Genomic DNA, 23,622 nt, shown 5'->3' with positions numbered 1-23,622 from the left:
TTTGATCTCGTTAACAGGGAGCCATAAGTTCGCATCCAAAAAAAATCAAAGCTATTTCATTTAGTATTCTATGATCTATCAATGTTTTTTTGTTTTTCATAATTTCTTAGAATCTTCATTTAAGTGGCATTAGATTGACTGCGGTTAACTTCCCAGAAAATAAAATCATTGCAGTTATTCTATGGAAGAGCGGCTGCACATCGCAGAATTAATAGCGAAGGATCATGATTACGTGCTTATGCCGGTTACCCAGGCACAATTGAAGTTATGTTAGATGAGAAAGTACTTGAGCCTAACCTGTTTAGTAATGCTCGGTTAGTGTTCGAAATGTGATGGAGTCGGCTGTGCAATCAGGCATGCGTCTTTTACAGCTATATCCGCAGCAATCTCCGGGAAAGCTTGAATTAATGACTAAAAAACCAGAGGATTTAAAATGAGAGCGAAAATGAGGTATACTGTACAACGTATATGCCATTGAACATGAGTGCAATGGTCTTATGGATGATGAACCGATAAGGAGAATGCACGCGAATGCGAAAAGAGCCTCACCATACAAATCAAAATATACCCGATCGAGCTGTGCTCGTGACTTTAATAACGGATGATGTCAAGAGAAGCGGGGTTGATCCCCAATATTCACTTGACGAGCTGGTACAGCTGGCTGAAACCGCTGGTGTTGAGGTTTTGACAACCATGACACAGCAGCGTGAATTCCGAGACCCAAGATGGTTCATAGGGAAGGGGAAAGTTCAGGAGCTGCGCGGAGTGATCGATGAATTGGGTGCAACGACCGCAATATTTGATCAAGAGCTGTCAGGCGCCCAAGTCCGCAATCTGGAAGAGGCATTGGACGTCAAAATTGTTGATCGCACGCAGCTCATTCTAGATATCTTCGCACAACGGGCGAAAACAAGAGAAGGTATTATACAGGTTGAGCTGGCTCAATTGTCATACTTGCTGCCCCGCCTATCAGGGCATGGAAAGAACTTATCCCGTCAAGGCGGCGGAATTGGCACAAGAGGGCCGGGGGAGTCTCAATTGGAGACGGATCGCCGGCATATTCGAGGCCGTATCTCTGATTTGAAGCGTCAGCTTCATGAAGTTGTTCGCAGCCGCAATCTGCATCGAGAAAGGCGCAAAAAGACAGGGGCTTATCAAGTTGCGCTGGTTGGCTACACCAATGCTGGGAAGTCGACATTATTGCGTCAGCTGACACAAGCAGATGTATATGTAGAGAACCAGTTATTCGCAACGCTAGATCCAACTTCTCGTCAATGGGAGCTGCCAAGCGGGAAAGAAGTTGTGTTAACAGATACGGTTGGTTTTATTCAAAATTTGCCGCATGATCTCGTTGCTGCTTTTCGAGCGACTTTAGAGGAAGTGAATGAGGCGGATCTTATTTTGCATGTTATGGATGCCTCCTCACCGATGCGTGAAGATCATATGCGGGTTGTAGAGGATATCCTACAGCAATTGGGAGCAGGGGCCAAGCCGCAAATTGTACTCTATAATAAAAAGGATTTGTGTACACCCGAACAGCGGCAAATGCTGCCCCATGACAAAAGTCACTTTATTATTAGTGCATATGATGAAGGTGATTTGGAGCGGATTCGGCAGGTTGTGCAGGATCAATTGGCAGGACAGACAATAACCTACCGAATCGCGGCTGATCGTGGAGATTTAATTGCCTTAATCTATCGAATGGGTGAGGTTTTGCAGCAAGAAATTGACGAAAACGATTTGCTGCTGAAGGTTCGCTTGGATCGACTTGCTGCTGAACAGCACGGTTACAAATTAAATGATTACGTAGTGAAATAAGCTTTCCTTCATGGGAATGGACTAAGGGGAATGAATACAATGCAATTTACAGCAAGACTGGAGCAATTGGAGCAGCAAATAGAAGAGAAGATTGCCGGACAGGTGCGGGGGATAGAACGAATCGCCGAGCGGAATCAGTGGAAGGTCATTCAGGCGTTTCAGAAGCATCACGTTAGTGATTTTCATTTTGCAGGGTCTACAGGCTATGGTTACAATGACCGTGGCCGCGAGGTGCTGGATGAAGTTTATGCACAAGTATTCGGTGCAGAGGCAGGCTTGGTTAGACCCCACTTTGTATCAGGTACGCATACGATAGGCACCGCGCTGTTCGCCGTACTGCGTCCGGGTGATGAACTGCTGTACATTACAGGTACACCTTATGACACGCTGCATAAGGTAATTGGACAAGAGCATGATGGAACAGGCTCTTTGCGCGATTGGGGTGTGGCCTATAATGAGGTTGCGCTGACTGAGGAAGGAGCAGTGGACTGGGAACAAGTTCGCGCTAGTATATCAGAACGCACGAAGGTCATTGGCATTCAACGTTCTCGCGGATATGGTTGGAGAGCATCTTTCACGGTAGAGCAGATCGGTGAAATGGTACGGCAAGTGAAAGGGATCAAGCCGGATGTGATTGTATTTGTGGACAATTGCTATGGAGAGTTTACCGAACTTCAAGAGCCAACGGAGCTTGGTGTAGATTTGATGGCCGGATCGCTCATCAAAAACCCAGGAGGCGGAATTGCTGAAACGGGCGGATATATTGTAGGCAAGCGTGCCCATGTGGAGGCAGCAGCATCTCGCTTGACTGCGCCTGGAATTGGCGGGGAAGTGGGGGCTATGCTTGGTATGACTCGTTCGATGTATCAAGGGCTGTTCCTTGCCCCTAGCATCGTGGGACAAGCCGTACGAGGAAGTGTGTTTGCGGCAGCTTTGTTCGAGGAGCTTGGATTTGAGACATCTCCGCATTGGACTGCGTCTCGTACCGACTTGATCCAAGCGCTGCGCTTCCATACGGCGGATCATCTAATTGCATTTGTTCAAGGCATCCAAAAAGCATCGGCTGTTGACGCGCATGTTGTTCCTGAACCGTGGGACATGCCTGGATATGAGCATCCGGTCATTATGGCGGCAGGTACTTTCATTCAGGGAGGCAGCTTAGAATTATCCGCTGATGCGCCAATTCGTGAGCCGTATACGGCTTACATGCAGGGTGGGCTTACGTACGCTCATGCAAAACTTGGGGCAATGACAGCCTTGCAAACAATGGTAGATCGAGGGTTGTTGGAACTATAAATATTTTTTTGTTAGATTTCCTTACATCCATTGACACATTTACTTCCGGGGGATAAAATGAGAACAAGAAAGGCATAACACACTTCTGATAGGAGTAAATTCACTGATAGGCGACTGCGCTAGACAGGCGTTTTTATGATGTGATGTCAGTTAGCGTACACAGCACGTAAACTTTCTTTTATGACAAACTAGGAAGGTTGATAAGCGGTGGGAGATGAGATTCGCAGAAATATGGCGTTGTTTCCAATCGGCATCGTGATGAAGCTGACGGATTTGACTGCTCGTCAAATTCGGTACTACGAACAGCATGAATTAATTATGCCTGCTCGTACTTCTGGAAACCAGCGTCTTTTTTCCTTCAATGACGTAGAGCGATTGCTTGAAATCAAAACACTTATTGAAAAAGGAGTCAACATCGCAGGCATCAAGCAAGTGCTCAATCCGGTAACGAAGGAATCGGAAGAGGCAACTGTGCTTAGTGAAGCTTCGGAGAGCAAGCGCAAGGAAATGTCCGATCTCCAGCTGCACCGCATGTTGAAGCAACAGCTTTTAGCCGGTAACAGACCGGGGCAAGTATCGCTGATTCAAGGCGAGTTGTCTCGTTTCTTTACTAAATAGATAATTATCTAAACAAGCTTATGGAGAAGGAGATGCTACCCTGTGGGTTATACCAGAGAAGACATTGAACGCATTGCGAAGGAACAAAATGTACGATTTATCCGTCTGCAATTTACGGATCTGCTCGGTACGATTAAGAATGTCGAAATTCCGGTAAGCCAATTGCCTAAGGCGCTGGACAACAAAATGATGTTTGACGGTTCTTCGATCGAAGGCTATGTGCGCATTGAAGAATCCGATATGTATCTTGTCCCGGACTTGGATACTTGGGTCGTCTTCCCATGGGTAACGGAAGATCGTGTCGCTAGATTGATCTGCGACGTCTACACAACAGATGGAACACCGTTTGCAGGATGCCCTCGCGGTATTTTGAAGAAGGCTTTGAAGGAAGCAGAAGCATTGGGCTTCACGTCCATGAACGTTGGTCCGGAACCAGAGTTCTTCTTGTTCAAGACAGATGACAAGGGCAATCCGACGATGGAACTGAACGACCAAGGCGGATACTTCGACTTGGCACCAACAGATCTTGGTGAGAACTGCCGCCGTGAAATCGTATTGAAGCTGGAAGAGATGGGCTTCGAAATTGAAGCCTCCCATCATGAAGTGGCTCCTGGACAGCATGAGATTGATTTCAAATATGCAGATGCAATTAAGGCAGCAGACCAAATTCAAACCTTCAAGCTCGTCGTGAAGACGATCGCTCGCCAGCACGGTTTACACGCTACATTCATGGCAAAACCGCTGTTCGGTGTGAACGGTTCAGGCATGCACTGCAACATCTCCTTGTTCAACGGTAAGGAGAATGCGTTCTATGATGAAAGCGATAAGCTCGGCTTGAGTCCGGTAGCACGTCAATTTATGGCGGGGGTATTAAAGCATGCTCGCGGATTCGCGGCAATTACGAATCCAACGGTCAACTCCTATAAGCGCTTAGTTCCTGGCTATGAAGCTCCATGTTATGTGGCATGGTCTGCAAGCAACCGCAGTCCAATGGTTCGTATCCCAGCATCCCGTGGTTTGAGCACGCGTGTTGAAGTCCGCAACCCGGATCCAGCGGCGAACCCATACTTGGCTCTGGCGGTCATTTTGAAAGCAGGATTGGAAGGAATCAAGAAGAAGACAGACCTTCCAGCCCCTACGGATCGTAACATTTACGTCATGACAGAAGAAGAGCGTCAGGCGGAAGGCATCCCAAGCTTGCCATCCAGCTTGAAGGAAGCATTGGAAGAACTTCTTCGTGATGAGACGGTTTGCGATGCATTGGGTGAGCATGCATTACAGCACTTTTTGGAATTAAAAGAAATTGAATGGGATATGTATCGCACGCAAGTTCACCAATGGGAACGCGATCAATACATGACATTATACTAATTCATGCAAACCCTAGAGCCGCAAGGCTTCTGGGGTTTTTATTTTTGTGAGGCTGGGGGCGTGGAAGACTGCTATTTCTTGTTATGCCCCCAATTTGCCCCCAGAATATTTGTAGTGTAGGATTCTATTTTCTCCATATTTCGTTGCTCGAGTTTTTTTGAAATATGCGCATAGACGTCCGAGGTAATTTTTATGCTACCATGACCTAATTGTTCCTGTATAAACTTCATATCTGCGCCTGCTTCTAACATTAATACTGCATACGTATGTCTCAGAGAGTGTATCGGAAGATCTGGCAAATCAGCGCGCCGTAATATACGCGAAAATGCATTGAATAAAGTTGACTTCGGCATATGTTGACCATTTGAACGGCATAGAACTAAATTCAGATCATGCCGATATAAATTTCCTAAATTTAATTTGTTTTGGTTTTGCCAATTCGCATGGTATTTCAAGTCGTTTAATAACCCATTACTGATTTTGATAATCCGTTCTGAATTAATAGTTTTGGTATCACCAAACATTTCTTCTACATTGTCGGGTTGAAAGTCCAATGTCTCGTCAATTCGAATTTTACCATTCTTTAGATCAACATCTGACCATTTAAGAGCTGCTGCCTCTCCTTTACGCATACCTGTTTCAATTAAAACTTTGAAGAATATCCAATATATATAATTGTCACGGTATGCCGTTTGAAGCAGTATTGGAATATCCTCAGACTCAATAAACTTTAGTTCTTTCTTCTTTCTTCTTTTTTTCTCCCTTTATTATTGCACCTTTACACGGATTTCGTTCGACCTTGTTTTGCATCACTGCTCTTTCCATTGCTCCATAAACTGTTGTGTGAACGATCTCGACACTCCTTTTACTAAGTCCTTTACCCAACAATTTATCTAAGAAAATCTGATACATATCTGGCTTTACGTCACGCAGCATTATCTGTTTGAAATAAGGAGCAATATGAGTAGTGATATTATTCATATGTATCTTCAATGTGTTTTTACGTACTTCGGAGTTTATGGACAAGGCACAGGCACTTATCGGCTTCCAGGCGACAGATTCGCGTATCCGACATATTGCTGCAGCACATGGCGTGTTGAATGCGGATTATAAGACAGCATGTCAAGAGGTTGCGCGGGGCGGCTACGCAACTGATCCTGGTTACCCTAAATTACTCATCGATCTAATAGATCAGTACGGGCTTCATAAGTACGATCAAATGGGGAAGGTCGAAAAAGCTGTCATTGAACTGAATGGGAAGAAGGTCTGTGATGGTATATTTGCGAACGGTCTTGTCACAGCACCTGTTCGCGTTATCGCCGAAGCTCTCGGCGGTAAGGTGGGGTATGAGGGTAAGAAAGCAACTGTAAACGGGAAAGTGATTGTCGGTAGCCAGACGGTAGGCGGGACGGCTTATGCTCCAGTACGTGAGATAGTCGAAGCAACTGGCGGCAAAGTGACTGGATGGGACGGTAAGGAACGAAAAGTGATTGTGCAGAAATAATCAATTGAAAGGAAACAAAAAAATATGAATGAAACTAACAAAAAAATTCTAATTGTATTTCTTTCTGAAAAGGATAATAAGAGTATTTTTGAAAAATGGTCAAAGTCACCGAATGATAAAGAATTATTTCTTGAGTTGAACAAGCGTTTTAAACAATTTTTTACATGAGATGAGATTAACGAAGTATATCTCTTTAATTATAAAACGCTCTGCAATTGAATTTGACATTCGTATAAAAAATAAAACTAATTTAGATGATCATTTAAAATATGATATTAAATGTGCAGTAACAGAAGAGAAAACATCTGACTTAGAAGAAGTTATAGGTGACGAAAATATACTAGTATTATATAACAAGTTGCTGACAGAAAGAGAAACAGAGGGTTTTAAACCTACACTTTTTGGCTGGATACAAAATGATAGAGATAGCTTCAATGCTGAAAATTTCGCAACAGGCAGTGTCGAAAATGAAATTAAGAGCACTGAATAAAATTAGGAATGGGTTGAATAAAGAGGGGTAAAGATGAGGGTTCTTAATCTTGTCCAAAAAATTCAAAAGGAAGATGATAACGAGGCCTTAGTAGAATTACTAGATATATTTGAACCTAAAATAAAAAAATCTTTGCGAACTGTTAAATATATGAATAAGGAAGATATTAGACAAGAAATTAAAATAAGAATAATCTGTGCAGTTAGGAAGTATAAATTTGATGAAATTAATGGAATAGAAGAATTTTTATAATGGTTGTATTTTTAATAGTTTTCTTCTCTTTATCTAATGAAACGAAGTTGTTCAAAATGACCTTGGCCAGGTCACATTGAACCCTCGTTTCACCAAAAACAGATTGAGAGGAGTTTTTTATGCCTAATCGATTGGTTATTAAAATTAAAACTTTTATTCCATCAGCAAGCATTAGTGATCCATTTGGCAATGTCTTTGAAGGTGATAACAAAGGATTTTCTTTCGACGGATCATATCGAACAGCACACTATATTAAAATCGATTTGAATAACCTTAGTATTATCGAAAATATGCCACTAACAGGAACGACCGTAAGATTGAATTCAGACGGAACTAAAGATTATGGTAAAGCAGGTACTGATAATATTAAATTAATTGATATTAGTACAAAGTCGGATAAACTCTCTTTTAGAGCCATTGGTAGTGCAGGAAACCCTCTGGTTGATGGTGCACCAGCAATTGATTATGATATGAAATTCGAAGTTGATAAAAAAGGACTGGTATGCACGTCTGGTCGACATGATGGGTTCCCGAATTATGAGATTTATAAACAAGTAGACGGTAATTATCCAGTTCCTCTTTTAACTTACGATCATGGTAGCAAAGATGCATTTAGTCTATTCCCGCCAATGGATGAAAGCTTCTCTCAACGTTGCTTCTAAAAATTATACGAAACAAATGTGGCTAGAAACATACGAGTTCTAGCCACATTTGTTTGTCTTAAACGTTAATAGAACTAAAGTGGATATAGAAAACGAGAGCAATGATAGGGCCTAAAGTTATAATGAACCATTGAGATACCTTTTCATTTTGAACAAGATAATAAACTACAGAACCTGTAATGGCCATCAAATATAATATTGAATGTGTAGGAATTACTGCGCTCAAAATAAAAACAAAAACTGCTCCTAAAATAGCGTACAATAAGATTCCCACCAGGAAATTATTAATGTCATATCTGAGCAAAATATTGCGTAAGCCCCAGCCGAAAAGACATCCTAAATAATTCAACACGAAAATTACTGCGATTCCTTTATGGTACAAATTCATTCCGGAGTGTTCAGGTAAATTAATAATGAAATACACATAAATAATGATTGCGACAATAAGGGAGCTTCCGGCTCCCTTTAAATATGATAGCAAATGTCTCACCTCGATTTATGATATTGGGGTTAACTGTGAGTATTATATATGTGTTAAAAAAAGTAAATATGTCGGGGGGCTTATTTTTAGGGAATCATTGGATGAACCTCTCTGCATAAACAAACTAAGTCTTGAAACTGCGCAGTGCAGCGGTAGAGAAGCCAACATCCTTACAATCTAGTGGCGAAACTGCAACGGTGGAGTTTAAAGGAAAGGTGATTGCCTCCGACACATTGGGGGCTAAACTCGTATGGGATAATGCTACAAAGATCGCTATCGTAAACGGCAAGAAAATCGTCGGGGTACATGTTGTAAACGGAAGAGCAGTTGCACCTGTCCGTGAAGTGGTTGAAGCTGCCGGTGGTCGTGTAACAACACGAAATGGAAAATTAAGAAAGATTACTATTCAAAAATGTTAAAATGGTGTAAACTGGTAATTAAACAGACTTCTTTATGGAGCCACAAGTGAGGAAGTCTGTGGATTCTTCAGGCTGTCCTATAGCAAAATAAAGGAGGTTTTTGAGTGAAAAAGAAATTCGTATCAATTTCTCTTTTCTGTACACTTACTTTAACGCTTGCTTCTGTTGTTTTTGCTGGGAATGATAGTTTAGAGGTAGTGGCACAGCCAGGAGAAGATAATAAAGTCCAATCCATAAGTGGACAAGACAAAAACGGTAAGTTTACTTTGTCAACAACAAAAAGCGGCGGGTTAAACTATGCCAGAGCTGCTGTTATGAATTCGTGTGACAGTAAATATATAGATGTGGAGATTAAGGGTGTTGGATCGGTTACTCGTACATTTGAGATGTCTAGTAAATGTGAGTACAGAGTACGTTTAATGAATGAAACGGGAGGCGTTGCTAAAGCCTATTTACGCAATTGGGAATAGTTGATGAAGTTATGGATCAAAAAAGCCGCTGGGGTAAGAATCCCGCGGCTTTTTTTGAGTTCCGAATCTGCTTCAGCACCAGATTCATTTCCAGTATACCTTTTATTTCACACTGTATACCATCAAACATTTGCTCTTAGTCCTCAATGCTAGAATAAAAACAAAAAACCTTATCTCAAAGTATCTCAATAAAAAAACAGGAAAAGAAAATGGGGAATAAGGTTTGTGAATTGGAGTATATTGGTAAAGAATCAAATATTCATAAAGAGGGAGATGGGTTACTTGGGAATGAAAATTTATTCACTTCTTGTTGGTACAATTTTAGCCATTACAATGTTTGTGGTTCCAGTTCATGCATCTAGTACAGACAACACCTTAGCCAAATTAGGGCAAGGCAGTACCAAGGTTGACTATGTCAGCGAAGCAAAAGAAGCGGTTGAGAGATATATCAATGCTTCAAAACAACAAGATCCAGGTGAAATGGCTAAATGGGCTATCGATACACGTTTTCGTTCAACTGAGGAGCAAATTAATGAATATTCATCAATATTGCGGGATAATCCATTTTCCAGTACTGAATTGAGTAGTATTATTGATAATGGTAATAATACTTTAACCGCAAACATAACTCTAACTAGAAATGATAATGGTGAAAAAAACAATGTCAGTATACCAGTCATAAACCTAGATGGGGATTGGAAATTATATATCACTGGTGTTGAAACAATGTCAAGTGATGTCAAGCGGGATATTAATAAGCTAAATAAGTTTCATGCGAAAAATAATGTTGTAACACCTTTTAATCAAGAACCTGGAAGTCATGCATATGTAAATTTTTCATTAATGAAACCTAATTGTAACTTTATTTATTGTAATAAGACAGCATATTCTAGTACATTTGATATGGATTTTAGTACTGTTTATATTGTTGGTGTTCAGTATAGTAGAAGTGATGAGGTAACTTATCAAATTGTCAAATATGGAATTATTAGCGATGATGTTTATGGCGCTAATACATTTAGAGGAAAATATACTTCTGATGTTCCTTTTGAGGGGTGGATCAGTACTGTTACTCGGAGAGATAATGTGAAATTAAAAGTCGTCAATGTGAGTTCAGATACTGGAGCGTCAGGTTATGTAAATGTCTACAACCTCCCATATAACGGTCAAGGTTAATGTAATATTAAAATGATACCGAAAAGAGCCGTATGGGAAAGCATCCCTGCGGCTCTTTTTATTATGCTTTGTTACCTTTATTTCTTCTTTATGCCTGAATCACTATTCCAGCCTCTGCCCTAAGTCGTTTAGACTTTTGGGACAACCGAAGTATCAATATACTATTAACCGCATTGGCATGCGAAGTCAGGAAGTAGTCCACGGTCGGCTATCAACAAAGCTACTCTGAGCAAATACACCAACATTGTCAATCTGTATCCAGGAGTCGGTGTCGGGAGCCCAGTAACCAATATAGAGTGTCATCATCGGATCGTTTGTTCCGTTGAAGGAAAATGTAAGCGGTGAAGCTCCGTCCGACAACGGGCCAAACATGACTTCTTTAACAATATTTCCATTCATGTCCCGAACGCCAAAGAACCCATTCTGTACATTCGTGGAAGTTTTAACTTGAGCCCAAGCAGTGTGGGTTCCATAGAATTCCGTAGCAATTCTTTGATTGATTGCATTCCACCCCGAAGATGCACGGATATATGCGACTGCATTTTCACCGAGTATAACACCTTTCACAGCATCACCCTCGGTAGACCATGGCGCGGATATGGTGAAAGCTTTTGTCTGATTATCGAACAGATTGTCATCTACAAGGTTGAAATCTGGCTCTATAGGACGGAGGGTGAGATTATCCACCTGTACCATAGCATCTGTACCAGGTCCCCAGAAGCCTACATAGACGGTGTAATCACCGCTGGATCCATCTGAATTGAAGTCCACACTCAGCCATTTCCACTCGTATTATGCTGAGCCCCCAAAAATTGTTTCCTTCACGATCATGTAGGGGCCACCATAGTTTGGATATCGTACACCGAAGTATCCATCCACAACGTTCTGTGAGCATCTTACCCAGCCTTCAAGCCGGTAGCGACTCGAAGGGTCTAGATGAACTCTCTGCTTAATGGCGTGCCATCCAGTAGTACCAGAAATCCAGGCATATTTAGTTCCTTCATTAACGTTATTTCCGTTAAATTCGATTCCAGCGTTTGTAGCAGAACCTTCTACTTCCCATGGCAACGATACTCTGGAATTATTCTGTTGCTCGAACCCCCAATCCTGAAGCAAATTAATGTACGTTCTGTTTAGCATGGCATTTTGTTGTGGAAAATTCTGTGGTTCTCCTCTGACCAGTGGCGGAATAGGAATAGTTGGAGTCATTACGGCTTGAATACCTGCGAGTTGTGGTTGCGAAATCAACGTGTTTGTCCTCCTTTGTTAGTTAGTTGAGGTTCGCATTTTATCGATAACTATAAAGTTATATTTTCTCAAAGTTTTGAAAGTATCCTTAATGAACAAAATTAAAAGGTAGTATGTGGTTCTGTGCTGTAAATTTTAATTACTCACAATTTTGAGTGTATTTTTATTTAACGCTAACTTTAAGTTCAGAGACAATCTAATTGGAGGGCACTATCTATCCAAGCTTGTATTTTGGGTGAAACATAAATGGGTTGTTGAGATTGGTTGAAGAGTAACCTGTCATAATGGCAGGTTATTTTTTGTATAGAAAAAAGCCGTAGGATAAACCCACGGCTCAAATAGCAAAATCTACGAAGACGGGACTGCGAAGCAATCCTGCCTTTGTCCAGTTTTCGTCGCACGAAGCACTGGCTAAATATATACGTTATTTTTATCTTTACCAGTCGTTATCGAACCCCTTACGCCGTAAAAAACTTTCTTATGAATAGGGGTTACCCCATTTTCAATTACTCTTACTGGCTTAGTGGTTCGGGATACTGTTGATTTGCCAGTTAGGGCGGCTTCTGTAAACAAATAGGTCATTCCTTCGCCGTTCGATCATACTGTAAATAATCAAACTCTCCTGACGTAAGGGCGCTTAATGTCGTTCTTTTTTTGCTGGGGCTAGAGGCAGAGGCTCACCGCGGGTTAGGCGCCGCTGGATTCGGTCCAGTAGACATACCACCGAACTGAGCCACCCCTCCCGTTTTGCCATTTCATCTCCCCAGCGTCTGTAACGGGGACACGTCGGGGAGATGCCGTGAAACGCAAGCGGATGATGCTGGAGGAGACAAGAGTGTTGTCCATAGTCACATCCAAAAGGCCTTCCCCACCCATTTGCACCTCGGCGACGATTGTTGCATCCGGTGACGGGCGTGGCGGAGGGAAAATATCAATCTCGACAGGATCGCCTGTATAGAACCCAAGTACGAACACTGTCGCCACGGTCGCTGGCTTGCCGTAGTGTGTGCCGGTACGCATGAACGCCAGGATTGAAGGTGGATGGATCTCCGAATTATAAGGGCTATGCCCGCAGTCGATGATCCAGCGTCCACTGACAAACAAGAGATCTCCACGAAGAGGTGAACCCCATTCAGCAATGTAGTAATTCAGGAAGTACGCCTCTGTTTCAATTTCCATTAGGAAATGGTTGTCGGCGAGGAGATTTCTGTATGGATGCAGCGGCCGGACAGGAATTACCCAGTCATTGGAGTACTCATGAGTTAGCGGGTTATCCCATTCGGCTAGCTCAAAGTTCTTGACAATGCCGAGCATCGGGGTAAGAACGTAGTTACCATCGATAGCTTTCCATTCCGGTGGCCCCCCTAAGTTCCAAGGTCTGTACACGCTTCCACCACAGTAATTTAGACCAGCATTCTCGATCGGCGGGGCTGACGTAGGTGGGACAATGTTGCAAAGCCCAGTTTCCGCAGTCCCATTGCATGGGAACTGTAGCCAAAGGGTTGGTGAGTCTTCGGCCAATGGAGCACTAACATCCGCGAGTTCAGAGAGATCACCGCCCTGGCGTTCTACCCAAAGAGTGGATGGGCTACCTTTTATCTCTAACGTGGAGGGTAAGCCTGGCTGATTAGGGCGTGCGAACTGCTGGAATTGCCAGGTTTCTGTTGCGAGAGACGCGCGTGGATCGGCGATAGGCAGCCCGGTAGCAATCTCCCCACCAAGTTGGTCTATGGCTTGCACAAAGATAGACGGGACGTAGTAAGTTCCCGTTGCTCCAGAGTAAATACGACCCTTTCTAAAGTCCTGAGCTCTAGTACCGCCGGGGGCATCTCTTTCTTCAGATGTCGGTCTCCCCAGTCGCCCAGTGATAGATAACCACTTGGTAAAGATCTGACCCAGGATTACCAGACTAGTGTTTTCGCTGGCGCAAATGGCACCACGCTCGTAGATGGCAATGTCGTCGCCACTACTCCATCGAAAATCGCCAAAGGTTTCGAGGCCCCCTTCAGACGCATAGCGGCTACGAATCTGCTGCGGAAAATACGTAAAGTGTACTGTGCTAGATCCCGTAAGTCCCGCGATGTTCTGAGCCTCAATGGTAATCTCCTGTGGCCCCAAAAATGACAAACCTAAAGGCGCTAAAAAGAAGCGCGTCGAACCAGATCCGGACAGTTGTACCAAGGTAGAAAATGGTGGTGCTGTTGAATCCGGCGGGAGTCGGTAGGTTAGCTTGAGTGTAGCCATTGGTAAGAGTCCCTCCCCAGTGATCTCTCCCGTAACGATGATCGGCATCACTTCAAGTTGAGCGTCAGTTGCTGGAGACGTAATTCGTACCACCGGCGGGTTTGTAGGAAGAGGACCTGGCGGTTCGCCCTCAAACTCTAGGTTGTTGATTGCTTCTATTTTTTGGTTATCCATTTCGAATTCGACGCGCACGATCATCGACGAGGGAGTATTGACCTCGAATGCAGTTGTAAACACGTACGGTGCGACTAACTTTGGGCCGTCCTGAGCGATGATCACACCGCTGGCATTTAGCGCACGTAGGGTTCCATTTAGTGCGACGTTCGATAAGGTAGTCGATGCATAGAAGCGCACGTGTCTCTGTGGACTGGTAAAATCTATAATGAGGGGACCCAACTGCGCTGGGAACTCAACCCCAACAGTTTTAGCGGCCCGTAGAACGCCCCCTTCAATATAAGCACCATTTGGGAACACAACACCACGATCTGCGTATTGTGTCTGTACGTACGTTTCAGATGGGAGGTCATCGAAGTCGATGATTGTCATTGTCTTACTCCTCACACATTGATATTTCTGGTCATCTTATCACCCCGGCCGACAACACTGTCAGTCACAACACGCTCATACGCATGTTTCCCGGAGCAAGGCAATTTCCACCGATTCGTATCGCCACATCCCATCGAGTATTATGTGGATCAGCATGATACACTGAACCTAATGGACTTCGACGTCTTACGGGCCGTGGTTTAACGAATATATCAATACTATGCCCTAATAACTTGCTCTCTATGCGCATCCGAGCCGTATTCTACGGCATCGTAAGAATTGTGGACGTCAAATAGGCCCCACCTAGTAGCCAGATAGAAACCAAGTATGATGAATGAAGATTAAGACGTCGGCAGGTATCCAGCAGTGTGGGGATCACGGCATGAAGGGATGCCCAGGCTTCAATGTTGATGAAATTAAAGGCTGAAAGTTCGTAAGTACATACAAAAAAGGATATAGTGCAAGAAGCAGATATCACCGCTCTTGACTCCGAGATAAAGACATTAGGGGAAATGATATTGGATACCGAATATAGACTAGAATGGCTTGATACAGGACGACGGCCGGGGAATAAACGGGGAATAGAACGGCGGGCAGCTTATCAAAGTGAAAGCCTATTGATCCTGTTCATCATGTATAATTATGGATATTCAAATAGTGGAATTGGAGTGAACAGGCGTAAAAGAAGTGGGAATGGAGACACGAGATTGGTGCTGGATGATTTTGTATTGCGCTAACCTTTGGAGCATCACATGCAAATAATATTAAAGTTATGGAGCTTATATCGTATGGGTCTACATTGTATCAATATCCCTAGTGTTTGTAGCAATATATATTTCGGTTCGAGAAGCGACAAAGGCTGATAATTTGAAAGATGACTTAAGCATGATTTTGGGAGAATTAAAGGAAAAGGTTGGACAAGTTGATAATAAGCTAAGTCTTATTGATCATGATACATTGGCGGGAAACATGTTAAAAAGACCATTAGAAGAGTTCGAAAAGGTCGGACAGTTTACTGATAATAAACTCTTAAAAAATATGATGTATCATAAGACAGGAGCAGGTAAGACAGGGTGGACGCTACTACAGCTGTATAAAAATAAAGATATCTAAAAAGTTCCCCGTACGAAAGCCACCATATATAGACGTATATAAAACAGCGCGGGTAATAAACAAGATTAGGTAATGCTACCGATTAAGACGCGATGTTTTTTATGTGTCTAATTAAGGTGATTATTGAAAGAAAATTAGTAACAAGAAGTGCTTCTTGTTCTTCTTAATAATCTTTTCTTGATACTATTGGTACTGGGATTGTATTTATAGTCATTTTTGTTGGATTCCTCTCTCATTAATTGAAATAGCTTCATCAATAGCGCGTAAGTGTGCATCTAAGGGTTCTTCTGTAAGAGTACGATAAGCGAAATCGAAGAAGGCTATTTGTTTTAAACCACTATTTGAGTTTTTGTTCTAGCAAAAGTCTTGAAGAAGGTATAATCAATCTGATAACTGGATGTGAGGCCTTGATGTCTACCGGGCATGATCAGTTGAGTTTACAGAGTTTCGTTGAATACAAGTTTGGTATATTCTGATAACCATGGGGAAAGAGACGCGACTTTTAGTTTGATGAAAGAAATGTATGGATTACGGAGTAATGCCGTTAACGGCGACATTCCATCTTTCGTAAAGGCGATGGCGAAAGCAGATATATATGATAAATTTTTCCCTAAAAGAAATAATACCTACAGTCTTATTGAAAACACACGGGAAAACAATAAATGATATTTAATAGCCAAATTTCAAATGCAATCTTTAAAAGTCTTTCAGTATTATAAGCATCCTTCGGGGTGCTTTTTAATTTGATAGGGTAACGGTATATGAATTTAGATGAATTCAATCTAATTGATGTTAAAGAGATATTAAGTTTAAAAATGGAGGAATGTACCCCATATAGAAATACACAGTAGCGAGTATAGCCGCTCCTCAGGGAGGTGGCACTGTTATTAAGAAAAAAAGAAAAGTCATATACCAATAAGGATAATAATGGTATTATATAGGAGAGAGTTGGGAAAAACTATACTACATATGAAGGTGGGATACTATGAAGAAAGCTTTATCATCTATTCTTATCTGTGCTTCTTTATTGCTGCCATTCTCATCTAGCGCTTTTGCGGAAAAAGGCTATGCTGACACTAAGGAAACTGCTGTGGAATTAACAGCAGAAAAATTGGGAGGGAGAATTCAACAAAAAGTCGGTTACTTGGATTATCAAGATAGCGACTTTTACAAGTTCACAAATAAAACTGGAAGTACGATTGTAGCAGTCTTTGTCCTTGATTCGAGCGTTAGTTTTATTAACTATGACATCAGAGCGTATTTTCCTAATGGAGATATCCTTACTGGAAAAGATGAAGGTGCAGGCAAAAAGGACGCTATTTACGATGTAAAACTTCGGCCAGGAGAGGTTATCTACTTAGAAGTTAAGGGTCATACTGCTCGAGACTTTGGAAAGGATGCCCCATATCATATATACGTGATTGTTTGACAAAGAAAGCCGCCTCCTAGTGGGGTGGTTTTTTTCATTTCATCCAAAAAAGGACGGATTAAAGAGGAAGAAAATACTATGCCATAATAGTAATAAAATGGTATAGTGCAGGGTGGATATGGAAAAATATACACTAAATACAAAGGTGGGATACTATGAAAAAGTATGTATCAACGCTTCTGGTATTCGCTTTAATGTTGGTGTTCTCTACAAGTGCATTTGCGATACCAGGTATGGGGGATACTATGGAAAAAGCTATTAAAATTGAGCCAGGTATCAGACTTAATGGTATAATTCAAGATTCCACAGATTATGATTGGTTTACATGGGGAAATAAGACAACGAAGAATAGATATTTGAATTTTCAAATTTGGACATCATCAGCACAAAATAATCTACAGTTAGGAGCGGTTATGGTGTATCCATTCGGACATCGGACATTGCCGTTTTATGCAGAAAAGAGTAAGAGTGGAACTTTTCTGGACTTTCATAATATTTTAGTTCCTGCATATGCAGGGAAAGTATACTTATTCGTGAAATCAACCGGGAATAACCCCGAACCTTACGAAATCAAAAATTTTAGTTTAACATATGAAAAACCTGGTTAAAGAGCTTCATCAAGTCGCTCCATTTGAGCGGCTTTTTATTTATCGTGATGAGATGATACACATGCATTAATAGTGCAAGGCAGATATGATTTTTCTTCGGTTAGCCGCTCCTTGGGGGGTTATTTCCAAGTGGTTATGAGCAGGGTTACATTAAATAAAAATAGGTGACTATAATTACTTTATTTGGTGGGAAATTTACATTCTATTCAAAATGGATTGAAGAAACTGGATAGATGTTTTATAGTAATCGCGAACAACAAATAACCATAACAGGGGGAATGTTCCAATGAAAAAAGAACTGATCGTATTCGGCACAACTGCAGCATTACTGGCAAGTATAATGGCTCCGACATCAGGCTTTGCTGCTACAAAAACAGAAGTATCGACTACTAATTCTGTTTTTGCGCAGGAGGAAAAGGAATGGATCACAGACGTCAATGGTCCGAAGTACTATTCTAATAAAAACGATGTTCCGGATACGTACTATTATGTGGGTACAGGTACGAAGGGTAAAGGTATTTGGAAAGGTGAACTGAAAATCAAAAAGTGGCAGTTGAAAGGCAAGGAGTGGAGAGGAGTTTACGAAGGTTGGATTTATAAGTCTTAAATCAGATGTGTATAATATTCAACATGGATTTAGTCGCTGATAATCAGCGGCTTTTTTCATAGGGGGAATACCTTCTTTGTGTTGAAGTATGACGAGAGGAGGGATCTAATGATAGATATAAATGAGGCACAGATCTGGTTCCTTACAAACATAGCAAACTCTAAGGTTCCAGAGATGACGGATTTTAAATATTTACTGGAAGAGTCGAGTAAAGAGGAACAAACATTTTAACCTTAGCCTACTACATCTTAGAACTAAAAAACGCAGGTCTGATCAAAGGTGGGAAAGGTGCGTTAGCCACTGGAGGAAAAATGCATCATAAGTATGAGAATAACGTGCGTATAATATGGTTTGATAGGCTCCTAATAACACCAAAAGGAGTTAGGTTGGCGCAGGATGGGGATTATTAAAAGAATAGACGTGATTAGTATAAAGCTCGCTCTCATATGGGAGGCTTTTTATAATGCCCAGAAAGGAAATGAGACAATGGAACGCAGACGAGAAGATTTGAGCGGTCAAACAGGAAGCATTATTCGTAGCTGCGAAATAATCGACGCAAAAGAAGGCGATTACTGTAAGAATCAGTGATAGTATGGGCAACGTGTACTGGACTATTTGGATGATGATATTTCTTTAGATTAACTATTGCACGAGTAGCTACAAAACAACATTAACCAATTAATGGAGGTGATGATGTTGACCAAATGGCAAGAGCGCGCAGCCCGAACAGAGATAAAGCAAGGGAAATGTGGCTCGACAGCGGCGGCGATATGAAGTTGATGGACGTTGCTGCTGAACTCTGCCTTACTGAATCCCATGTACGCAAATGGAAGAGCATCGACAAATGGGATGACGATTTAAAAGGTAACGTTCCCTTTGACAATAGCTCACCTTGACCATTTGGCGCTTTAAGCTGGCGCTGCTGGGTATCCGAAAAAGGATACACCTGATCAGCGTCACTTTGTATATTTATATGGGACGGCTCGAACGATCGAGTCGCTTGGCGGAAACTGGGCTCCTTCACACGAATACGGCACGAACATGGTTGGCAAGCTTGCGAAGCTGCGCGATTCGGCGATAACAAACAAGCCTGCGTCCGTAAAACCAAGTGGCGAGACCGCAACATATATAGCGGATAGAATTTCCGCAAGTTGTTCCCCGAGACATGAATATTGTTGAGTATCATTCGTTTTTATAATCCTTAAGATAAATTCTGGTTTTTTCATTCTTCTTTGAACATATGTCCTCAAATAATGCCGTGCCAGCACCTTCAATGTAAGGTGTCATTATGATACGACTAATATTGAATGATACAGAAGATAATATTTCTTTACGCTTATATAATGGAAGGCCGCGCAAGTCTTTTCCCCTATATTTAAGGGTATCGATTGTCAGGTTAGCGTCTATAGGCGCCTCAAGAGCAAACCACGTTGGACGGATGGATATGATTCCTAAATGATTATGTCAGGGTAAAAATTACTTTAATTGGTGGGAATTTTACAACTTGTTCAAAATGGATTGTAGAAGCTTTGTTACTGTTTTATAGTAATTGTAAGTCATAAATAACCATTTAAGGAGGTTGTTCAATGAAAAAGGAATTGATTGTATTCGGTACCACTGCGGCACTGTTGGTAGGTGTATTGAGCCCAACAACAAGCTTTGCGGCTGAAAATGTTACGCAGAATGGAATTAAAGCATCGTTCATCAATACTAGTGTTTCGGTTCCGGTAGGTGGCATTGCGTATCTGAGTGGATCTGCTTATTATGTCTCCACTAATGGATCGGACTGTGCAAGCGTTAATTATTTTTCCGGTGAGGTTCGTGGACTGAAAAAGGGTTACGCAACGGTCACAGGGTATGATAAAAACGGGAAATACGTCGCACAATATTATATTAACGTTTACTAATTGAAAGATAGCCGCTGATTAGCGGCTTTTTATATGAAACGAACTAATAAATATAGTAATTAAATGGAATGATAATACAAAAATCCATATACTTCATAAGTATGATAATGGTATTATCTAGGAGGGAGTTGGCAACTCTACTACATATGAAGGTGTGAGATTATGAAAAAGTTTATCTCAACGCTTCTGGTATTCACATTGATACTGGTATTTTCAACGAGCGCTTTTGCTGCTAAAGGTGTTGGGGACACGAAAGAAAGTGCGATTAACCTAGATCCAGGCGCAAGTTACACTTTATTCATTCAGGATAGCACAGACAAAGATTGGTATAAGTGGACAAACCAAACTGGAAAAACAAAAAGATTTGGATCGTGGCTGAATGGAAATGATGGAGATAACAGAAACTTTAGGTTTGGTTTTATCATAAAATATAGTGACGGGATAACCAGTGAATTTCACTATGCAAATCACTTTCCAGGACCTAGCCAAATTCTTGGGAACTTATACATTCCTGATGGAGCAACATTGTATTTATCTGTTGAAAGAGTAGTAGACACTATTGCGCAATATACAATTTCCTTACATGCATATGATGTTTAATTTTAACTATTAAAGCCGCTAGTGTGGTCAAGACCCCATTTAGTGGACTTAGAAAAAGCACCTAACTGTCGTCAGTCCCCTACTGGCGGCAGCTTTTTTAGCTTTCTTTGTGGTTGATTATGATTATAAAAATGAATATATTCTTCAATTTGCCTTTGTGCCTCGTCCAAACTTCGGATATGAAGGATAGAGCCCTTTCGTTTTGAGATGCGAGATGAAGCTCTTCATAGAGGCATGATCGTAACCATTGCCTTTCCAAGTCATGCTGATTTGGGCGCTAACCTTCGGCAGCATGTCATGGTAAGCGTAGGACGTGTATTGGAACCCTTGATCGCTATGAACGATCAATCCAGATTGAACAAGTCGTTGACCGAAAGGTACAACCATTTATCTGCCACAACGATACTGTGTGACATCGGCTACCCATTTTTGATTGGGAACCTCGGCTTGAAACTGCCGTTGTAGCAAGTTATCAGCAACTCGTCTGAATCAAGTCTTTCAATGGTTTGTCATGATCCACCTTATGCCTCTTTAAAAAAGCATAGTATCCACTTCTGGAGACACCTAACACTTTGCATAAATCACTAGCACTGTACTCGCCTGCTACTTCCTTCATCATTCTATATTTTTGAGTCGTTCCTCCCGCATCCAGATTTCCAAACGCTTTTTAACATTTCATTCTCCCGTTTTAGCTGATTTACGAAACGATCTTGGCGATGTACTGCTGGCGTCTTCCTTGCTGATCCAAAGGCCCAAATTCACCCTTCTCTCGATATTTTCTCATCAGGCTGATATGTTACTGGAAAACGAAACGATTTTCATATATTGAACATTTTTCAATTCATCCAAATAGGAAAGGGGATAATCTGGGGTCACGCTGTTTGCAAGAATTTATTGAAGCGAACGAAATTGTGATTTTAGAGATTGATCCACCGATAGACCCCATTTCGATTCGACGTAAAAACTTTTACATGAGACTTGGTTTCCAAGAAAACAAATACCATCACGAACATCCTCCATATAAGGAACAATATAAACCTCATGAGCTTGTCATTATGAGCTTCCCACGAATAATCACAGAATGCGAATATGCAGAGTTCAAGGAGTACTTGAAAAATACAATCATGAATTCTAATCGGTAGTAAACAAGAGCCGTTGAGAAAAGAATCTCTCACGGCTCTCAAAACTTTCTGCAATGGCTAATGATAATGGCTATTCTCCGTCAAGTAGACGCATTACAGAAATATTTAGTTGTTTTTCAAGACATCAATTAATTTTTTTGTCCAATTAAAGTCTGTTTTAGTAATTGTATTATCTCCGTATTCTTTTCCATCTCTATCGATGGCATAGATAAACATTCCTCCTTTAGGACCATCTTTCGGTTGCCAAGCAGCATATTTGTAAGCTCTGCTTGTTTCAAATGGTTCCTGAGCATCCCCCCAATTTGCACCTAATTCTTCCTGGAAGGATATACCTGGAAGAAACTGATCTGGGAAGATCGTATTTTTATAAGTTGCCCATGTACTATCTAATCTACTAGGGGCTCTGCCATAAGCTTGTAGAAACAAATAATCACAAAATGGAGCTACTTTTTTGAAAAGACTATGATTGTCTTTGTTTGTATCATAGATAAGCAGTTTGCCGCTATTCGACATTGGTCCCAAACGTTTAGACAGAGCTTCAAAAGAACCAAAAGCTTTTGTTTCTTTTTCTTGTGTTAATGTTTCCTCCATATCAATGTCTAAGCCATCTAAATTGTAGGGAGTTACGTATTTATCTATTATGGATTGCGCATGATCATCATATTCTTTGGAAGTGGGCATTGTACTACTACTAGGTACGTTATATAGCTCCCTAATATCTATCGTGCGAATCACTTTGGTTTGACGTTCGTGCAAGGTAGGCACGTAGGTATCACGAAGAGTGTCCCAAAATAATTGTTCATCTGTTCCTGGTTTTACATAGTGGAAGACGGAAACGATATCGATTTCTTCAGGAATGTCTGTCATAGCTGTCACATTAGGGTCTGGTAGAGTTGAGTTTGAATCATGAGGCATGGTTACGTCACGCCATGTTCTGTAGTACGCCATCATTACAGGAGATTTTTGACCTTTGGTCAATTCGTTTCCTGAAGAAGTTGATGGACTAGCTGAAATAATTGAGCCACTCACTAAAGATAAAATTAAAACTGTCGACAAGATTAACAACATTGATGTTTTCTTCATAAAAGCGGACTTCCTTCCTTAACTATAATATTTGCTCACTTAAGTAAGCGGTTACATTTCCAGGGGATTCTGTCTTTATACCGAATACAATTGCAGTGAAGTGATGTCGTTGTTGGGCTTTGAGATAGACCTTGGTTTATAACGCCAGCTTGCATTATACTCTTCATCTAAACATAATTTCAAAACCTCCTCAAATAAGTATTTACGTATTACTTTTTGACTCTCGATTGGCGTACTACATCTGCAAAACTAGAGATCGCCCATCTGTTTGAAAATGAAGATTTAAATGAGGAACTTCATAAGCTAATCGGTTATTTTTTACACGATGGAGTCTGCTAGCAGCTCTTATATGCCAAATACGTCAAGGAGCGCCATTTTTGAAAAAGTCGAGACATTTATATTATCGTCCAGAAGTTTACAAAAATGAATAGGACCAGTAGTAAAAAAATATTTGCGCAAAAAATCAAACCAAGTTTTGAAGATGGTAATCCCTTGTCCGCCCGCTATAATGGCCACGATCCAATTTACATATGCGGTT

The 23,622-nt window shown here is 41.4% G+C and carries 27 protein-coding genes; 20 read left to right on the top strand and 7 right to left on the bottom strand.

Annotation, left to right across the window (positions count from 1 at the left end; all coding sequences use genetic code 11):
• Nucleotides 1-531: 531 nt before the first annotated feature.
• The 4 genes from hflX (at nucleotide 532) to glnA (ending at nucleotide 5,103) form a co-directional block, all read left to right on the top strand.
• A complete protein-coding gene (hflX, locus tag ACQ5BJ_RS04810; RefSeq protein ID WP_289355766.1) occupies nucleotides 532-1,818 on the top strand; it encodes a GTPase HflX in 1,287 nt (428 codons plus the stop codon).
• Between the two features lie 39 nt (nucleotides 1,819-1,857).
• Nucleotides 1,858-3,114 (top strand): aminotransferase class I/II-fold pyridoxal phosphate-dependent enzyme, encoded by a 1,257-nt coding sequence (locus ACQ5BJ_RS04805; RefSeq protein ID WP_157267140.1) that lies wholly within the window; start codon nucleotides 1,858-1,860, stop codon nucleotides 3,112-3,114.
• Nucleotides 3,115-3,321: 207 nt separating this feature from the next.
• Nucleotides 3,322-3,732: a MerR family transcriptional regulator gene (locus ACQ5BJ_RS04800; protein WP_005549860.1), complete on the top strand. Its 411-nt coding sequence runs from the start codon at nucleotides 3,322-3,324 to the stop codon at nucleotides 3,730-3,732.
• 42 nt (nucleotides 3,733-3,774) lie between these two features.
• Nucleotides 3,775-5,103: a type I glutamate--ammonia ligase gene (glnA, locus tag ACQ5BJ_RS04795; RefSeq protein WP_005549861.1), complete on the top strand. Its 1,329-nt coding sequence runs from the start codon at nucleotides 3,775-3,777 to the stop codon at nucleotides 5,101-5,103.
• Between the two features lie 71 nt (nucleotides 5,104-5,174).
• Here the strand turns inward: glnA and ACQ5BJ_RS04790 are convergent, their stop codons facing one another.
• Together ACQ5BJ_RS04790 and ACQ5BJ_RS04785 are read right to left on the bottom strand one after the other, a co-directional pair.
• Complete coding sequence (locus ACQ5BJ_RS04790; protein WP_430109436.1) at nucleotides 5,175-5,774, bottom strand: site-specific integrase; 600 nt, start codon at nucleotides 5,772-5,774, stop codon at nucleotides 5,175-5,177.
• Nucleotides 5,775-5,823: 49 nt separating this feature from the next.
• Entirely contained in the window at nucleotides 5,824-6,084 is a 261-nt protein-coding gene (locus tag ACQ5BJ_RS04785) for a hypothetical protein (protein WP_430108874.1), read from the bottom strand.
• Between ACQ5BJ_RS04785 and ACQ5BJ_RS04780 the strand changes: the two genes are divergently transcribed.
• The 7 genes from ACQ5BJ_RS04780 (at nucleotide 6,071) to ACQ5BJ_RS04750 (ending at nucleotide 10,557) form a co-directional block, all read left to right on the top strand.
• Nucleotides 6,071-6,607 carry a hypothetical protein gene (locus tag ACQ5BJ_RS04780; protein ID WP_430108871.1) on the top strand — a complete coding sequence of 179 codons (537 nt, stop codon included), beginning with the start codon at nucleotides 6,071-6,073 and terminating at the stop codon, nucleotides 6,605-6,607. The genes ACQ5BJ_RS04785 and ACQ5BJ_RS04780 overlap by 14 nt on opposite strands.
• Nucleotides 6,608-7,023: 416 nt before the next feature.
• On the top strand, nucleotides 7,024-7,128 hold the full coding sequence (locus ACQ5BJ_RS04775) for a hypothetical protein (RefSeq protein WP_430108868.1): 105 nt from the start codon (nucleotides 7,024-7,026) through the stop codon (nucleotides 7,126-7,128).
• Between the two features lie 2 nt (nucleotides 7,129-7,130).
• A complete protein-coding gene (locus ACQ5BJ_RS04770; RefSeq protein WP_430108866.1) occupies nucleotides 7,131-7,349 on the top strand; it encodes a helix-turn-helix domain-containing protein in 219 nt (72 codons plus the stop codon).
• 119 nt (nucleotides 7,350-7,468) lie between these two features.
• Nucleotides 7,469-8,011, top strand: a complete 543-nt coding sequence (locus tag ACQ5BJ_RS04765) for a DUF3238 domain-containing protein (RefSeq protein ID WP_430108863.1) — start codon at nucleotides 7,469-7,471, stop codon at nucleotides 8,009-8,011.
• Nucleotides 8,012-8,689: 678 nt separating this feature from the next.
• Nucleotides 8,690-8,911 (top strand): hypothetical protein, encoded by a 222-nt coding sequence (locus tag ACQ5BJ_RS04760; protein ID WP_430108861.1) that lies wholly within the window; start codon nucleotides 8,690-8,692, stop codon nucleotides 8,909-8,911.
• A gap of 104 nt (nucleotides 8,912-9,015) precedes the next feature.
• On the top strand, nucleotides 9,016-9,381 hold the full coding sequence (locus ACQ5BJ_RS04755; protein WP_430108858.1) for a hypothetical protein: 366 nt from the start codon (nucleotides 9,016-9,018) through the stop codon (nucleotides 9,379-9,381).
• Nucleotides 9,382-9,663: 282 nt separating this feature from the next.
• Nucleotides 9,664-10,557 (top strand): hypothetical protein, encoded by an 894-nt coding sequence (locus ACQ5BJ_RS04750; protein ID WP_430108855.1) that lies wholly within the window; start codon nucleotides 9,664-9,666, stop codon nucleotides 10,555-10,557.
• 186 nt (nucleotides 10,558-10,743) lie between these two features.
• Here ACQ5BJ_RS04750 and ACQ5BJ_RS04745 read toward each other — a convergent pair whose 3' ends face one another.
• The 3 genes from ACQ5BJ_RS04745 to ACQ5BJ_RS04735 all read right to left on the bottom strand — a co-directional run bounded on the left by ACQ5BJ_RS04745 (nucleotide 10,744) and on the right by ACQ5BJ_RS04735 (nucleotide 14,595).
• A complete protein-coding gene (locus ACQ5BJ_RS04745; RefSeq protein WP_430108853.1) occupies nucleotides 10,744-11,328 on the bottom strand; it encodes a hypothetical protein in 585 nt (194 codons plus the stop codon).
• A 21-nt stretch (nucleotides 11,329-11,349) separates the two neighbouring features.
• Nucleotides 11,350-11,805, bottom strand: coding sequence for a hypothetical protein (locus tag ACQ5BJ_RS04740; RefSeq protein WP_430108851.1), 456 nt, complete (start codon nucleotides 11,803-11,805; stop codon nucleotides 11,350-11,352).
• A gap of 687 nt (nucleotides 11,806-12,492) precedes the next feature.
• Nucleotides 12,493-14,595 (bottom strand): LGFP repeat-containing protein, encoded by a 2,103-nt coding sequence (locus ACQ5BJ_RS04735; protein ID WP_430108849.1) that lies wholly within the window; start codon nucleotides 14,593-14,595, stop codon nucleotides 12,493-12,495.
• A 518-nt stretch (nucleotides 14,596-15,113) separates the two neighbouring features.
• On the opposite strand from ACQ5BJ_RS04735, the gene ACQ5BJ_RS04730 reads away from it, so the two are divergent.
• The 8 genes from ACQ5BJ_RS04730 to ACQ5BJ_RS04695 all read left to right on the top strand — a co-directional run bounded on the left by ACQ5BJ_RS04730 (nucleotide 15,114) and on the right by ACQ5BJ_RS04695 (nucleotide 20,859).
• Nucleotides 15,114-15,332 (top strand): hypothetical protein, encoded by a 219-nt coding sequence (locus tag ACQ5BJ_RS04730; protein WP_430108847.1) that lies wholly within the window; start codon nucleotides 15,114-15,116, stop codon nucleotides 15,330-15,332.
• A 148-nt stretch (nucleotides 15,333-15,480) separates the two neighbouring features.
• On the top strand, nucleotides 15,481-15,708 hold the full coding sequence (locus tag ACQ5BJ_RS04725; RefSeq protein ID WP_430108844.1) for a hypothetical protein: 228 nt from the start codon (nucleotides 15,481-15,483) through the stop codon (nucleotides 15,706-15,708).
• 985 nt (nucleotides 15,709-16,693) lie between these two features.
• Nucleotides 16,694-17,137: a hypothetical protein gene (locus tag ACQ5BJ_RS04720; protein WP_430108842.1), complete on the top strand. Its 444-nt coding sequence runs from the start codon at nucleotides 16,694-16,696 to the stop codon at nucleotides 17,135-17,137.
• Between the two features lie 155 nt (nucleotides 17,138-17,292).
• Nucleotides 17,293-17,745: a hypothetical protein gene (locus ACQ5BJ_RS04715; RefSeq protein WP_430108840.1), complete on the top strand. Its 453-nt coding sequence runs from the start codon at nucleotides 17,293-17,295 to the stop codon at nucleotides 17,743-17,745.
• A 286-nt stretch (nucleotides 17,746-18,031) separates the two neighbouring features.
• Nucleotides 18,032-18,352 (top strand): hypothetical protein, encoded by a 321-nt coding sequence (locus ACQ5BJ_RS04710; RefSeq protein ID WP_005549867.1) that lies wholly within the window; start codon nucleotides 18,032-18,034, stop codon nucleotides 18,350-18,352.
• 704 nt (nucleotides 18,353-19,056) lie between these two features.
• A complete protein-coding gene (locus ACQ5BJ_RS04705) occupies nucleotides 19,057-19,248 on the top strand; it encodes a phage terminase small subunit-related protein (RefSeq protein WP_430108837.1) in 192 nt (63 codons plus the stop codon).
• A gap of 690 nt (nucleotides 19,249-19,938) precedes the next feature.
• Nucleotides 19,939-20,259 carry a hypothetical protein gene (locus tag ACQ5BJ_RS04700; RefSeq protein WP_005549871.1) on the top strand — a complete coding sequence of 107 codons (321 nt, stop codon included), beginning with the start codon at nucleotides 19,939-19,941 and terminating at the stop codon, nucleotides 20,257-20,259.
• A 162-nt stretch (nucleotides 20,260-20,421) separates the two neighbouring features.
• Nucleotides 20,422-20,859 (top strand): hypothetical protein, encoded by a 438-nt coding sequence (locus ACQ5BJ_RS04695; protein WP_268622878.1) that lies wholly within the window; start codon nucleotides 20,422-20,424, stop codon nucleotides 20,857-20,859.
• Nucleotides 20,860-20,930: 71 nt separating this feature from the next.
• On the opposite strand, the gene ACQ5BJ_RS04690 is transcribed toward ACQ5BJ_RS04695, so the two are convergent.
• A complete protein-coding gene (locus tag ACQ5BJ_RS04690) occupies nucleotides 20,931-21,029 on the bottom strand; it encodes an IS3 family transposase (protein ID WP_157267143.1) in 99 nt (32 codons plus the stop codon).
• A 64-nt stretch (nucleotides 21,030-21,093) separates the two neighbouring features.
• Here ACQ5BJ_RS04690 and ACQ5BJ_RS04685 point away from each other — a divergent pair, with 64 nt between their 5' ends.
• Entirely contained in the window at nucleotides 21,094-21,324 is a 231-nt protein-coding gene (locus ACQ5BJ_RS04685) for a hypothetical protein (RefSeq protein WP_430113386.1), read from the top strand.
• Between the two features lie 782 nt (nucleotides 21,325-22,106).
• Here ACQ5BJ_RS04685 and ACQ5BJ_RS04680 read toward each other — a convergent pair.
• On the bottom strand, nucleotides 22,107-23,084 hold the full coding sequence (locus ACQ5BJ_RS04680) for an EndoS/ChiA family endoglycosidase (RefSeq protein ID WP_430108833.1): 978 nt from the start codon (nucleotides 23,082-23,084) through the stop codon (nucleotides 22,107-22,109).
• Nucleotides 23,085-23,622 lie beyond the last annotated feature (538 nt).

The sequence above is a fragment of the Paenibacillus sp. B1-35 genome, assembly GCF_050474385.1.
Taxonomy (GTDB): Bacteria; Bacillota; Bacilli; order Paenibacillales; family Paenibacillaceae; genus Paenibacillus_B; species Paenibacillus_B alvei.
This window is presented reverse-complemented; position numbering and strand designations above follow the sequence as displayed.

Excerpts from the sequence above, each read along its gene's own strand:
- ACQ5BJ_RS04725 (WP_430108844.1), top strand. The coding sequence starts at position 15,481 with ATGATTTTGGGAGAATTAAAGGAAAAGGTTGGACAAGTTGATAATAAG.
- ACQ5BJ_RS04715 (WP_430108840.1), top strand. The coding sequence starts at position 17,293 with ATGAAAAAGTATGTATCAACGCTTCTGGTATTCGCTTTAATGTTGGTG.
- ACQ5BJ_RS04695 (WP_268622878.1), top strand. The coding sequence starts at position 20,422 with ATGAAAAAGTTTATCTCAACGCTTCTGGTATTCACATTGATACTGGTA.
- ACQ5BJ_RS04735 (WP_430108849.1), bottom strand. The coding sequence starts at position 14,595 with ATGACAATCATCGACTTCGATGACCTCCCATCTGAAACGTACGTACAG.
- ACQ5BJ_RS04805 (WP_157267140.1), top strand. The coding sequence starts at position 1,858 with ATGCAATTTACAGCAAGACTGGAGCAATTGGAGCAGCAAATAGAAGAG.
- ACQ5BJ_RS04680 (WP_430108833.1), bottom strand. The coding sequence starts at position 23,084 with ATGAAGAAAACATCAATGTTGTTAATCTTGTCGACAGTTTTAATTTTA.
- ACQ5BJ_RS04685 (WP_430113386.1), top strand. The coding sequence starts at position 21,094 with ATGATCGTAACCATTGCCTTTCCAAGTCATGCTGATTTGGGCGCTAAC.
- ACQ5BJ_RS04700 (WP_005549871.1), top strand. The coding sequence starts at position 19,939 with ATGAAAAAGGAATTGATTGTATTCGGTACCACTGCGGCACTGTTGGTA.
- ACQ5BJ_RS04775 (WP_430108868.1), top strand. The coding sequence starts at position 7,024 with ATGATAGAGATAGCTTCAATGCTGAAAATTTCGCAACAGGCAGTGTCG.
- ACQ5BJ_RS04785 (WP_430108874.1), bottom strand. The coding sequence starts at position 6,084 with ATGAATAATATCACTACTCATATTGCTCCTTATTTCAAACAGATAATG.
- ACQ5BJ_RS04705 (WP_430108837.1), top strand. The coding sequence starts at position 19,057 with ATGGCAAGAGCGCGCAGCCCGAACAGAGATAAAGCAAGGGAAATGTGG.
- ACQ5BJ_RS04770 (WP_430108866.1), top strand. The coding sequence starts at position 7,131 with ATGAGGGTTCTTAATCTTGTCCAAAAAATTCAAAAGGAAGATGATAAC.
- ACQ5BJ_RS04720 (WP_430108842.1), top strand. The coding sequence starts at position 16,694 with ATGAAGAAAGCTTTATCATCTATTCTTATCTGTGCTTCTTTATTGCTG.
- ACQ5BJ_RS04710 (WP_005549867.1), top strand. The coding sequence starts at position 18,032 with ATGAAAAAAGAACTGATCGTATTCGGCACAACTGCAGCATTACTGGCA.
- hflX (WP_289355766.1), top strand. The coding sequence starts at position 532 with ATGCGAAAAGAGCCTCACCATACAAATCAAAATATACCCGATCGAGCT.
- ACQ5BJ_RS04765 (WP_430108863.1), top strand. The coding sequence starts at position 7,469 with ATGCCTAATCGATTGGTTATTAAAATTAAAACTTTTATTCCATCAGCA.